Origin of the sequence: Mesorhizobium sp. M0894, assembly GCF_040319725.1 — a bacterium.
Classification (GTDB): Bacteria; Pseudomonadota; Alphaproteobacteria; order Rhizobiales; family Rhizobiaceae; genus Mesorhizobium.
Genome location: NZ_JAMYOG010000009.1, coordinates 135,076 through 147,919 on the forward strand (window position 1 = coordinate 135,076; position 12,844 = coordinate 147,919).

Consider the following 12,844-nt stretch of genomic DNA (forward strand, 5'->3'; position numbering starts at 1 on the left):
TGGTTCCTTCCGGCGCCGCGCGAACCGGAGACCGGACGCAGCAGGCGCATTTACATGTTCAAGTTGCCGCCAGACTATCAGCGCCGGGCCGGATCACCAAGAGTGCTCGCGGCGAATTTTGCCGGCGGCATTGTCTCGCCCGTGCCCTCGGCCCGATGATGGCGCGCCTTCCCGGTTGAATAGCCGGCTTCAATGAGGCATTTCTGAAATGGAGGGCGAAACCATTCGGGACCGCGGGCGGTTTTCCTGCTGCGAACCGGAAAAAGGGTACGGGCTGCAACGCATGATCCTCACGCCATGAACTGGAGGCGCTATTTCTGGCCCGTGATCGGCATCGCCGCCGTGGTGTTCTCGCTGTGGCTGCTGCTGCACGAATTGCGCGGCATATCGCTCGACGATGTCTGGGACGGCATCGTCGCCATCCCGGCGCGCGGCTGGGTGCTGGCGGCGCTGAGCTCGGTCATTGCCTATGCCTCGCTCGCCGGTTACGACCACATCGCGCTTCTGCACATCGGCAAAAAAGTCTCGTGGCTGTTCGTCACCTTCTGCTCGTTCACCACCTACGCGCTGTCGCACAATATCGGCGGCTCGGTGTTTTCCGGTGCGGTGATCCGTTACCGCGCCTATGGCACCAGGGGCCTGACCGGGCAGGATGTCGGCGTTCTGGTGGCGATCTGCTGGATCACCTTCGTGCTGTCGACGCTGTTCGTCTCAGGCCTCGTCCTGCTGCTCGAGCCTGAGGTGATCGACCGGTTTTCCGGCACGCCGCACCACAAGCTGTCGCAAGCGGCAGGACTCGCCATGCTGCTCGTGGTGGCGGCCTATGTCTTCGGCAGCTGGCTGCATCTGAGGCCGCTGAGAATCGGCAGCTTTCAGCTGCACTACCCGGCGCTGCCGATCGTGGCGCGGCAATTGCTGGTCGGCCCGATCGAGCTGCTGGCGGCGGCGGCGATCATCTTCTTCGCCCTGCCCGCCGCCGGCAATCCCGGCTATTTCGTCGTGCTCGGCGTCTTCTTGGTGTCGTTCTCGATCGCGCAGATCTCGCATGCGCCGGGCGGGCTCGGCGTCTTCGAGGTGGTGTTCCTCGCCGGCTTGTCACATATGGACCAGGTCGGCGTGCTGGCGGCGCTGCTGGTGTTCCGGCTGTTCTACCTGATCATCCCGCTGCTGATCGCACTCGGCGTCGTGCTCTATTTCGAGCGCTCGCAATTCAGCCGCAGCGAGAATTGAATGCGCCAGAAGCCGACGATTGAACCCAGACACAGGGTTGACTATTTTCCGGCGGCGGCTACAAGGCACGCGCGGCGACATCGGTTTTCGACAGCCGCGCCTGCTGGGGAATAGGTTAACGGTAGACCCACGGACTCTGACTCCGTTAGTCCTGGTTCGAATCCAGGTTCCCCAGCCACTTGATTTCACTCACATTTCCGGCTGCTCAGACCCGACCCGCTAGTGTCAGTTGGGCACTTGGTTGGGAATTTTTTTCCCCTCAAGCTTTGCGATGGCTTTTTCGCCAGCGCCGTATCTCGCACAAGGTAGTGCACATCAAAATTGAGCGTACGTCACGAAGGCTATGGCCGGTCAATGTGGCTATCTCCGCCTCGGTTGCGCCGACCAGTGTAAGCCGGGTAACCCCAATGCGCGGTCACGAAATAGGAGCGTGTTACTCCTATCCCAGATATAATGACCTATGCAGATTATCCAGCTTCTGCTCTCTTTTTTCCAATAAATTTGCACGGACTATTGGTTTGTCCGGTCTATTGTCGCACTAAATGCCCGGGGGGCCTGAACGATGGTCGATATTTCCGCAACAGTGAGGCTTCGCCCAACCCGGATTGCGTTACTTGTAAAGCCAACCGATATGGGATCGATCCGTCGGTTCATGCAGGTTTGCACGTGCCTTTGGGGAGGTGCCTATAATCCTATTATCCCTGTCTTTCAGAAGCCGCCTACGGCTTGGATGTCGCGCACGCGAGACAGAGTTAAGGGTTACAATGTGGCCCGTGGATACGTTCAGTTTTTCGAGCCGGAAGTTTTCGTCGAAGCTCAAGAAGGACTTGCCGAAGCCATCGGATTAGCGGCATTGCGTAATGATCGCCTCGCCCGGACGTCGGTTATTGGATTGGACGCTCTCCTCAGAAAGCGGGAGGACCGCAACTGGTCCGAACTCAGCATGGGACTGAGCATAGTAGACCCACTCGCTGAGATTTACGAAACCGAGCGGCGCTTTCGGCTTCGCGATGCACGCCCTGCTGTGGCTGTACCAGTCGATCCAACGAGCGCTTTAGTTGAAGCTGTCTTCGGAGACTATCCGGCCGATGAGGCCTCTGACTATTTCGCTAAAAGCTATGCCAATGTCTTCAAACCAGAAGTGATGAAAGCTGACCACGCGCTTTGGCGAAACGTGTTCTTAGATGGAGCACAGACTCCGCTACGCACTACCCAGTACGGACTCGAAGTTCAGCGTTCCTGGCAACATGATCTGGTGGTATTTATTTTCGACCCTCGCCGCTCGATTGACGTTATCGATCTGTGGAACATGCGTTCGGAGCCTAGCCCGGTACTGCCAGTGCCAATCGATTGGGCTGATGTTCTAGCCGATGACATTGCACACATTCTACAAGATGAAACTCGCCCGCTCCAAGGCAATCCGAACGGGGCCATGCACCATCCAACGATTGAGTTTGCGCGGTCGATCTCTGATGACGTCCAAAACTCAACCGTGGAAAAAATCATTGCAGCAGCCGGCGACTTCACACCTTCGGTGAAGAGATGGCGCAATGAGATATGGGTGCCTCAGAACACACTGCACCCGCGATATTTAAGGGCAGAAATCACCGCGCGCGACAAGCGATTTGCGCTGACAACGGATGATAAGTGCATGATCCAGTTCGATGCATTGGCCCCGGATTTTGCAGAGCGCTATGGCGGCCAAAACGCCCGCTGGGTCAACACTGCCCGGATCGGAACTTACGGCAACAATATTGCCGTGGCGACAGTGTTCCCATTCAACACCTTCGACCGACACTGGCCGAGCCTCGACACTATGGGCAACGAAGTTCTGGTTGGTGCCGAGGGTTGGTCATTCGTTCAGAAATATAAGGATTCCGTCGAGTCCTTCAGGGCAATCAGCCACGAGAATGCGGTGATCGGCTCCCTCAAAGTGTTTGGAATTGAAGCTATAGCTTCCGATGCTGGATTGGTCGCAGGGCAGGTACTCAACCACCTAGAAGGATTCTGGGGCGTGCACCTCCTCGCCAATCTCGATACGTTGGCGCTTTTGAACAGCATGGCAGGCAGTCTTCGAAAACGCCAGCTTGGGGATGATGCTGCGGAGGAGCATTTGGGCGGCAAGTCCAGATCCCTAAACGTTTGGCACACTCATATCGAGAAGCGAAATAGCAAGGGATTGTTTAGCAAGGTTAAGCTTGAGGACTTCACGCGCAGAAACATCATTCGACTTGGCATCGAAACAGGCTGCCCACACTGTCAATTCGAGAACTGGCATAGCCTAGCGGAGACCCAATACGAACTAACATGTGAACGGTGTCTGAAGGTTTACCCGTTTCCCCAGTCGGGACTCAAAAAGAATAACGGTAATTGGGCATTCCGGGCGATAGGACCGTTTGCTGTGCCGGACTATGCCCGTGGCGCATACGGCGCAATATTGGTCGCGCGTGTCTTCGACAGGCTGTCTGGAGGCGGCTCTGATGCAATGACGTTCTCGACTGCGCTGAAGTTAAGATTTGATGGTATTGAGCGGGAAGCTGACTATGTGATTTTCAAGGCTGCATCGGACATGGATACGAACCGGCCGCCAGACCTCATCATCGGTGAGGCGAAATCGCTTGGTGATGGTGAGCTTCTGAAAAAGGCCGACATCGACCGGATGATTGATATTGGCTCTCGACTCCCCGGTTCTTACCTTGTTGTGTCAGTGCTGAGAAACAGCTTCACGGTAAAAGAAAAGCAATTGCTGACGCGTTTGGTCAAATGGGGCCGACGACTGAATAACGATTTCCGTCCAACAAATCCCGTGATCCTCTTCACCGGGAACGAGCTACTTTTCGAGTTTCATTTGACTGACGCTTGGAAGAAGTTGGGCGGTACGCACGCCAAGTTCGCCAGCTATGAGGACACCCATGACCTTGACGCCATCGCGAATGCCACCCAGTCGATCTATTTAGACATACCAACATTTGACGAGGAACGCCGGAAGCATTGGGAACGTAAGCATCAGAAGAGGAAAAGCGCGCTCAAAGGCGAGGCTCCTAGCCAAATGAAAGACGGGAACAGTGAGCAAACGAAAACGGTGGGATAACTGCGGTCTTTGCGGAGAATTCAAAATCACCACGCGGGAACACGTCGTACCCAAGTGCCTCTATCCGCCGTCGAAGGCCACCAGCAAATTTCAGCGGATCATCATTGCGGCTTGCTCCGAATGCAACAACGGAACGGCCGACGACGACGCGCATTTTAGAAACGTGATCCTCGTGGCCGGCGACGCAACCGACGCTGTGAATGAAATCTGGCATGGAGCCGCCCGACGGGCCTTCGCAGAAGTCGATGGCAAGCGCCGCCTCAAAGACCTTTTTGCCCTGATGAAACCAGCACCAGATGCCGGTCCCGACCGATATAGGATTTATCCAGCCGACGATGAGCGGATCTTACGAATCGTTCGCAAGGTCGTGCGCGGATTGTCCAAGCACCATGGACTCCCCTCACCTATCAAAGATCATCAGGTCTTCGCAGATGTCATGCGTTTTGCGATTCCTGGTGAGATTCTTGGCGCGATGCATTTTGAATCGGCGGAGCCAGATATTTTTGACTATCGCTATCTTCTATTGTCGGAACCGTCCTATACGCAATCCATTTGGGTGCTACGCTTCTTTCAGCGGACCTCATTCGTCGCCATGGTGCTCGATGCCAATGCGGACAATTGATCGCGCCCTCAGTAACCAATATCCCAACACGGACTCTGACTCCGTTAGTCCTGGTTCGAATCCAGGTTCCCCAGCCATGATTTTGTGATACTATTTAAGTTCGCCTTTTTGTCGCTGCTTCACAAGAATTCGAACCGAATCGATCTTGATAGGGATTGTCGTTTCACCTTTCACTGGCGAAACGCGAAGTTCAAGCTTTTCAATGCCTCTAATTTTAAGCTCAGGTAAAACACTCGCTGCATCAAGGGTTACCAAGAACTGAGCGCCGCCGGGTTGATTTTTTGTTGACGCACCAAACACGTTGAACCGACCCACGGCTACCTCTTTTTGTTCGAGCGCAGCTTGGGCAGGAAATTTCACGAATACATTGAACGATGTACTCGGCTCTTCGGTAGCACGAATTTCCAATTCAATTGATGCGTCAGAAATCTCCACAGCACCTACTGTCATCAGATCGGGCGTAGTAGCGAGGTCAACTACAGCCCCTGTTCCAACCACGGTGATTGATTCACCTTTCCCCATTTCGGCGATCATCACCTTTCGCGACGATTGAATATCCAATGTAGTGATCACCTCCTCCACGAGGGGAACGGTATCATAATCATACTCCAAGTACGGCAGGTCTAAAGATTTAAGCACTGCCATTTCCGTACGTTCACCATTACGATCAGCGAAAGCAAACGACACGTTTTCCCAGTCGCTGCGGAAAGACCCCTCGTCTGACTTGCCTTTGGACGATCTCCGCCACATTTCCCATAGGCGATCTATACTGCAATGGTGGATCCAGAATATTGGGTCACGCGCGGCCGTAGGGACGCTACCCATCCCGGCATCAATTCCGGAACCTCCAATAGCGCCGTGGACATTGCCGTGGGGAGCGTTGTTAAGACTTCGACTAAAACCACTCATATCACCTGGTTTGTAAAGCCCATCGGCCTTAAATGCGACCGTTGACGTGACATCCGACTCTTCAAGTTCCGCAGGGTTGCTTTCCTTGTTCATTTTAGCGTCTCTGTGTTCATACCATAGCAGGTTCCCTGCTTGTGATCCGTTTATGGCAACTCGAAACTCAGGAGGCAGGGCGCGACCGAAGGAAGAGTTTTTCTGGGAGTAGTCCCAATACGGCAATGCGAAGTCATCCCCTACAAGTGAGGCAACGATTCTCTCGAAGTGCCACAGATAAAGTCGGTGCCATCCTAAGAAAAAGTACTCTACATTGTCCGTATGCTGGCAGGTTGCCCATGTTCTCACTGCAGAAGAGGTGCCAATCGCCAGAATACGATGCCTTTTGACAGCGTCTGCTTGTTCATTTGACATGCCGCTGGTTGAGAATATGGCATCAAATGCCTCCTCCGAATTGTCTTCTGGATGAACCCAGTGGATATTTGCCTGGAATTTCCATGATCTTGGGTCGTGTCGAGGGAACTTGGTTTCGTCTCTCATAAGCTTTACCGCCTCGCGATAGCGCGACAGCATCCCTCGTCCCTCTGGAGTGCTGACCTCCGAGCGAATGCGTGAAGTGGCGGTTTGTGCCTTGAAGACCGTTCCCGCTAGACCGACGAATGCAGAGCCTCCAACAATTACATCTCTTCGCGTAACCATGTTGATCCTCATGTTGCGTTCGGTGTCTAGACATCATGTCCTGGATGGAACTGCTTCATCGACCTTTGACGCTCGCAGGTATTAGGCCAACAACGACCCTCTGCTTGTTGTAACTAACCGCCACACCATAGTGACAATCTTGATAGTTGGGATCGGCATACTCAACAGGCGTCAGGGTCAACACCTGCGTTACCTGCCCCACCGGTGGAAGTGCGGAAAGTTCTAGTTGGAGGATGAGCGGATTATCCTGAGGGCTCGCTTTCGCAAGGCTCAGTTTATAATCTGGAGTTGGAGCGAGAAATTGCCCCGTTACCAGGAGCGCCGAACAGCCCGTGTCCGTAGGCACATAGGTCGCGGAGAACGATCCCGATACCAGCCCGACATCATCTGCGGCCAAAGCAGCCGGCGACATTAGGGATGCGACGATCCCAGTCACGATATGCAGCGTCGAGTATCTCATTTCTGTACTCCTCATTAGAGAAACATGGTCTCAGCTTCACTCCGGCCAACAATGGTTATTCAGGGCAGAGACAATTTCGCTGCACTGGTCCGCCATAAGAAATCGCCCGTCCAACCCGCGCGTTCGGAGTTCGCCAACGCCCGGATTATCGAATGCTCTTCGGTGCCCACCAAGGGAATGGCCAGGGAACCGGCAAGCCTTCCCCACTCATCAAGGCTTTGGTCGGCTCACTGGCGCCTTCGATCTTGGCTTCCATTTTGTTCGTCGAACTGTGAATCCTGACACCAATTACCCACGCAGGAACGGGGAACGCCTTGACGACGCCTATGGTCGTGAAGACTTGCAGTACGAAGCCAGTTGGCTGTGTCGCCACAAAGTCGAGATCAAGAATACCGTCCTTCGGGGGAGTTATATATATCCATGGCGCAAGATCGGGATGCGTCCATCCGGTTGTTGGAACCGATCCCTTGGCCGATACTGCGATGGCTGGCGGATTCTCGGGAATTACGATCAGGCTCTCAATATGCACGTCCTCGACAGAATAAACACGCGATTGCATAGCTTCCTCCCTTACAGCCCTGGTTGTTCGCGTTTAGTACAGAACGAGCTCCGTCCTTCTGTTGTCCACAAAAGGTACCTGTCGTCCCCGCCGAACCAGCAACGAATGCTCAATCCCAAGTATCTTCCGCACGCTCGCTAGCGCCGCCTCGTTCACCTCGATATACGCGACGATGTACCACTCGCCGTTTTCTTCCCTCGCCATGCCCATCGGCTCGGCGCGCCATTTGAGGGCGCCGTGGTGCGGCATGAAGTACGTCTCCTGGACGCCGCCGACGGCGCTGAGGCCCTCGTCGAGAGAGTATTCCATTACCGCGCAGCACAGCTGCGTCAGCGTTCCCCTCAGTCCAGCAGTTCGCTTGTCGGGAACGACAAATGTGCGGGTCCATTCGGCCCAGTCGGGACGTCTTGGGACGCCCGATTTTTCGCACATGTGAGAAAAGACCTCCGAGACCATGTGCGGCTCGCTCGTTGGGATCAATCGAGCCGAAGTCACTACGCGATCGTCTTCAATGCCCAGCAGGTATGTCGCCGCATCCGTATCGAATTGATCCAGCTCGCGACCATCCGGGCTCGGAGGGCGCCAGCGTTTTTGATGCACGAAGAAATCGTGCCGGCGGCGCAGAAACTCGTCGAATTCGTTTTCGTAGAGATGCTTGTTATGCGCGTTGACTACATGGGCCGTTATCATGGCGCGATCCCCCGATCGTTCTCGCAGGGATATTTGCAGCCTCGCTAATGTACGTCACCTGTCCGATAGGACAGTTGACGCGGCTAGAGCAGGACGGTCGTCCTGCTCTAGCTCTTTGTTTCTTCGCATGATCTTATCCGAAAAGTCTGCAACTTTTCGGGATCATGCTCTAGGGGTGGATCAGGCGCCGGCGCACTGCCTCGACGACCGCCTGCGTGGTCGTTGCGACGCCAAAAGCCTCGCGGGCCCGCGTTGAGTGCCATTTGACGGTGCGCTCGGTCAGACCAAGGATCTGGGATGTCTCCGACGAGGTCTTGCCGGCCGCGGCCCAGAGCAGCACTTCTTTTTCGCGGTCGGTCAGCACGCCCTCATCGTCATCATTATCATCCGCCAAGGCCTGGATCGACATGCCGGCATAGACCGCCATCGTCACCAGTTGCACTTGATGGCGCGGCGAAAGGGTGCAGGACTTCGCGGAAGAGGCAAACGACAGCACGGATTGCCAATGGTGAATGCTGAGCATCGGCACAGCGAAGCCGCTACAGATGCCGAACTCCGTCGCCTCGCCGGCGACGCGTCGTGAACCTTCCGTATCCGACCACTTTGCCGGGACTTCGGACCAGAGGAACGGCTTCAGGGTCTTTGCCGAGTAGATGCAAACACCATCCACCGCGGCATGCTCGGCCTCGACATAGCGTTCGAACCAGCCGGCCGGCCAGCCATTCAGTTCAACCATCGGCGCAAGCTTCTGACCGCTGAGCGGCACTCCGCTCAGGATAAGGTGCTCGAAGCCGAGGTTCCTCACGGTATCGAGAAGGTCGCTCAGCAGCGGCCCGGTGGCTGTGTGTTTCCTGCAGCGTTCGACAAAGTCGAACACGTCTGAATCGATCATCACAGAGACCCCCGTCTCCACGCCCGAAAACAAACTTTAACTCAAATTAGCAACTTCGAATACTCCCAATAAGTGTGTCCGCCACGCAGGACGCGTGGACCAAAATCAGCTAAATCAGCCAGACGTGATCAGCGAAGCAGGACCCCCAAGCATGACGCCATCATTGCCGAAACGAAACGAGCCGTTCCGGGCCGGCGAAACCGCGCTGCTGCTGGTCGACATGCAACGGGTCTGGCTGGAGCCCGGCGCCGATCCGGCGCATCCGGAGCGCGGTCCCGACCACTATTTCTACCGGCAGACGGCGTCGCGAACGATCCCCAACCAGGAACGCCTGCTGGCGGCGGCGCGGGCCAACGGCGTCGAGGTGCTCCATACCATCATCCAAAGCCTGACCGAGGATGGCCGCGACTGCTCGCTCGACCACAAGCTGACGCCGATTCATATCGCGCCGAGCCGGCCGGAAGGCCTGCCGGTGCCGTCGCTGGCACCGGTCGGCGACGAGATCATGCTGCCGAAGACGTCGTCGGGAGTCTTCAATTCGACCAACATCGATTATGTCCTGAAAAACCTCGGCGTGCGTTACCTGATCGTCGCCGGCATCATGACCGACCAGTGCGTCGACATGGCGGTGCGCGATGCCGCCGATCGCGGCTACCTCGTCACCTGCGTATCAGACGCTTGCGCCGCTGCCTCGCAGGAGCGCCATGATGGCGCGCTCGAGGCTTTCGGCGGCTATTGCTGGATCGCCGACACCGCCATCATTACTGCCCGTTTCGAAGCCTTGGGAAAAGCTACATGACATCGACCGTCGAACCGCTCGTTGCCGTCGTCACCACCGACCTTTCGGCGATCACGCGCGGCCGCTCCGTCGTCGAAAGCAAGCTGCAGAAGATCGCCGCGACCGGCGTCGGCTGGCTGCAGGCCAATCTGTCGCTGACGCCCTTCAATTCCATCGTCGACCCCAATCCCTGGGGCTCGTCCGGCGATGTGCGGCTCATTCCCGATCTCAACGCGCGGTTTCGCACGGCGCTGACCGGATCGCCGACACCGTTCGACATGGTCGCCGGCAACATCGTCGAACTGGACGGCAGCCCGTGGGTCGGCTGTACGCGGACCATGCTGAGCGATGCGCTGGCGGAGTTGAAGGCGGCGACCGGGCTTTCCGTCATCGCCGCGTTCGAGCATGAATTCCATATCGAGGGCGACTTTGGGCCGGCTCATTCGATGTCGTTGGCCGCATTGCGCCGCGCCGATCCGTTTGCCGCCAATCTGATAGCGGCGCTAGCGGAAGCCGGCGTCGCGCCCGAAGTGGTGATCGCCGAATTCGGCACCGACCAATTCGAGGTGACATGCGAGCCAGCCGATGCGCTCGCCGCGGCCGATCGCGCGGTCGCCATCCGTGAGATCACGCGCGAAGTCGCGCGATGTGCCGGCTGGCGGGCGAGCTTCGCGCCCAAGATCGCGCCGGATGCCGTCGGCAACGGCGTCCACATCCATTTCAGTTTCGTCGACGAGGCCGGCAAGCCGGCGACCTACGATCCGGCCCAGCCGGGCGGTCTTTCCAGCCGGACCGCTTCGTTCTGCGCCGGCGTGCTGCGCCACCTGCCCGCAATCACCGCCATGACGGCGGCAAGTGTGTCGTCCTACTACCGGCTGAAGCCGCATAGCTGGAGTTCGTCCTACACCTGGCTTGCCGATCGCGACCGCGAGGCGAGCCTGCGCATCTGCCCGACGGTGACAATCGGCGGGCGCGATCCGGCGCGGCAGTACAACATCGAATACCGGGCAGCCGACGCCACCGGCAATCCCTATCTGTCGCTGGCGGCGATCGTGCGCGCCGGGCTGGAAGGGCTGAAGGCCAAGCTGCCGGCGCCGCCGCTGGTCACCGGCGACCCGACGCAGATGAGCGCCGCCGAACGCAAGAAGCTTGGCCTCGTACGGCTGCCGGAAACGCTGCCGGCGGCACTCGACGCGCTCGTTGCCGACAAGACCGTGACAGGATGGTTCGCGCCGGTGTTCGTCGAGACCTTTGTCGGCCTCAAGCGGCATGAGACCGAGCGCCTTGCCGGGCTTGATCCAGTGGCAGTCTGCGACCTTTACCGGACGCTGTATTGATGGCTGAGCCGCTTGCCAACGCCATCCTACCGGAAGGTTGGCCACCCGCGGTCGACGCAATCAACGAAACGGGGCGTTCCGATATCGTTCTGATATGCGAGCACGCGTCAAATCACATCCCGGCCGAGTATGCGCGGCTTGGTCTCGACAGCAGCCATTTGCAGCGCCATATCGCCTGGGATATCGGCGCCGCCGAAGTGACCCGCCTTCTGTCGAAGCTGCTCGATGCTCCGGCCTTCCTCAGCTCCTATTCGCGGCTTTTGATCGATCTCAACCGGCCGCTTGGTTCCAGCGGCAGCATTCCGGTGCTATCGGAGGACACTGAAATCCCCGGCAATGTCGGCCTCGATCCGGAGGAACGAAGCCGGCGTGCCGAAATCATGTTCACGCCGTTTCATAACCGCGTGGCCGCCCATCTCGACGACCGGGCGAGGCAGGGCAGAGCGACGCGGATCGCGGCGATTCACTCCTTCACGCCGGTCTACCTCAGTGTTGGAAGGCCCTGGCACGCCGGCGTGCTTTACGATCGGGCAGTCGATTTCGGCCAGGCAGTGCTTGCCGGCCTGCGCGCCGACAGTGCGCTCAACGCCGCGGCAAACGAGCCCTATGTGATCAGCCGCGACGGCGACTATGCCATACCGGTCCATGGCGACGATCGCGGCATTCCCGCAATCCTCATCGAGATCAGGCAGGATTTGCTGGCGGGCCGCTCCGGCATCGAGGAATGGGCGAAGCGGCTGGCCACAGCGTTACCGGCGCAGACAAAGGCTTTGTGAACAAGCTCGGCTCAGTAGCGCAATGCGAGAGCCGAGCCGTCGGTGAAAAGCCTCCACCCGTCCTCAGGAGAAGATTTGCGACAGTTCTTCGACGCTGGTGCCTTCCTTGACCTGACGCAGCTCGACATAGCTGACCGCCGTGGCCACCGACAGCACCATCGACAGTACGGTCGACACCAAGGCTGCCGCCACATCGGCAATGATCCCACCCAACATGACGATGACTGCCAGCATCACCCACTGGATGACCATCGCGATGATCATCAGGATCAGGAAGAGGCCAAATAGCGGCCAGCGGCTGCCCTTGGTCAGGACACGGCTGCGCGACATGGAGCCAAACACGCCAAGCCGCTCCTGGATCAGAACCGGCACCGCCACGCACCATCCGAGCCATAAGATGATGCCGGGAACCAGCAAGGCTATCGACGCCAGGCCCGCACCCAGGCCGACGAGCAGGCCAATACCAAGGGTCGGCAGCAAATTGCGGATGGCTATCTGAATGCAGTCGCCAAAGGTCGGCCGCTTGCCGTTCAAGTCCTCGATCGTCGCCCGCACCAGCGCCGACTGGAGCAGCAGCGCGAAAACGAAGGACAGCAATCCCGCAATAACCGTAATCCATGAATTCTGAAACATCATCGAGGGATCGGCCGCGGCGCCGGGGTCGCCCTGCAGAACCGCATCTAGTTGCGGTTGGCTCCACAGCCGAAGAATAATCGCCGGCAAGCCTGAAAACAGCAGCGCGAGCCCAAGGCATAAGCCGATGTTGCGGCCGATCACGGCGAAGCTGTTGTTGAACACTCTGCCGAT

At 57.7% G+C, this 12,844-nt stretch carries 12 protein-coding genes and 1 tRNA gene; 7 read left to right on the forward strand and 6 right to left on the reverse strand.

Annotated features, from left to right (window positions below; all coding sequences use genetic code 11):
* Positions 1–297 precede the first annotated feature (297 nt).
* The 4 genes from NKH91_RS19070 to NKH91_RS19085 all read left to right on the forward strand — a co-directional run bounded on the left by NKH91_RS19070 (position 298) and on the right by NKH91_RS19085 (position 4,943).
* Complete coding sequence (locus tag NKH91_RS19070) at positions 298–1,230, forward strand: lysylphosphatidylglycerol synthase domain-containing protein (RefSeq protein ID WP_352495292.1); 933 nt, start codon at positions 298–300, stop codon at positions 1,228–1,230.
* A 104-nt stretch (positions 1,231–1,334) separates the two neighbouring features.
* Positions 1,335–1,408: transfer RNA gene (locus NKH91_RS19075), tRNA-Gln, on the forward strand.
* Between the two features lie 588 nt (positions 1,409–1,996).
* Positions 1,997–4,321, forward strand: coding sequence for a hypothetical protein (locus tag NKH91_RS19080; RefSeq protein WP_352495291.1), 2,325 nt, complete (start codon positions 1,997–1,999; stop codon positions 4,319–4,321).
* Positions 4,296–4,943 carry a hypothetical protein gene (locus NKH91_RS19085; protein WP_352495290.1) on the forward strand — a complete coding sequence of 216 codons (648 nt, stop codon included), beginning with the start codon at positions 4,296–4,298 and terminating at the stop codon, positions 4,941–4,943. The genes NKH91_RS19080 and NKH91_RS19085 overlap by 26 nt, the downstream gene beginning before the upstream one ends.
* Before the next feature lie 90 nt (positions 4,944–5,033).
* Here NKH91_RS19085 and NKH91_RS19090 read toward each other — a convergent pair whose 3' ends face one another.
* The 5 genes from NKH91_RS19090 to NKH91_RS19110 form a co-directional block, all read right to left on the reverse strand.
* Positions 5,034–6,557 (reverse strand): tyrosinase family protein, encoded by a 1,524-nt coding sequence (locus NKH91_RS19090; RefSeq protein ID WP_352515774.1) that lies wholly within the window; start codon positions 6,555–6,557, stop codon positions 5,034–5,036.
* A 43-nt stretch (positions 6,558–6,600) separates the two neighbouring features.
* Positions 6,601–7,005, reverse strand: coding sequence for a hypothetical protein (locus NKH91_RS19095; RefSeq protein WP_352495288.1), 405 nt, complete (start codon positions 7,003–7,005; stop codon positions 6,601–6,603).
* A 145-nt stretch (positions 7,006–7,150) separates the two neighbouring features.
* On the reverse strand, positions 7,151–7,564 hold the full coding sequence (locus NKH91_RS19100) for a hypothetical protein (RefSeq protein WP_352495287.1): 414 nt from the start codon (positions 7,562–7,564) through the stop codon (positions 7,151–7,153).
* Between the two features lie 33 nt (positions 7,565–7,597).
* Positions 7,598–8,254, reverse strand: a complete 657-nt coding sequence (locus NKH91_RS19105) for an acyl-homoserine-lactone synthase (RefSeq protein WP_352495286.1) — start codon at positions 8,252–8,254, stop codon at positions 7,598–7,600.
* Between the two features lie 169 nt (positions 8,255–8,423).
* The gene (locus NKH91_RS19110; RefSeq protein ID WP_352495285.1) at positions 8,424–9,146 is read right to left on the reverse strand and encodes a LuxR family transcriptional regulator; all 723 of its coding nucleotides are present in this window, start codon (positions 9,144–9,146) and stop codon (positions 8,424–8,426) included.
* A gap of 151 nt (positions 9,147–9,297) precedes the next feature.
* Between NKH91_RS19110 and NKH91_RS19115 the strand changes: the two genes are divergently transcribed.
* From NKH91_RS19115 to NKH91_RS19125, 3 genes are read left to right on the forward strand one after another with little or no spacing between them, the layout of a single operon-like run.
* Positions 9,298–9,945, forward strand: a complete 648-nt coding sequence (locus NKH91_RS19115) for a cysteine hydrolase family protein (RefSeq protein WP_352884125.1) — start codon at positions 9,298–9,300, stop codon at positions 9,943–9,945.
* Positions 9,942–11,261 carry a type I glutamate--ammonia ligase gene (locus tag NKH91_RS19120; protein WP_352515775.1) on the forward strand — a complete coding sequence of 440 codons (1,320 nt, stop codon included), beginning with the start codon at positions 9,942–9,944 and terminating at the stop codon, positions 11,259–11,261. Before NKH91_RS19115 ends, NKH91_RS19120 begins: the two co-directional genes overlap by 4 nt.
* Positions 11,261–12,037 (forward strand): N-formylglutamate amidohydrolase, encoded by a 777-nt coding sequence (locus NKH91_RS19125; protein ID WP_352845161.1) that lies wholly within the window; start codon positions 11,261–11,263, stop codon positions 12,035–12,037. The genes NKH91_RS19120 and NKH91_RS19125 overlap by 1 nt, the downstream gene beginning before the upstream one ends.
* A 63-nt stretch (positions 12,038–12,100) precedes the next feature.
* On the opposite strand, the gene NKH91_RS19130 is transcribed toward NKH91_RS19125, so the two are convergent.
* Complete coding sequence (locus tag NKH91_RS19130) at positions 12,101–12,814, reverse strand: hypothetical protein (protein ID WP_352884121.1); 714 nt, start codon at positions 12,812–12,814, stop codon at positions 12,101–12,103.
* Positions 12,815–12,844 lie beyond the last annotated feature (30 nt).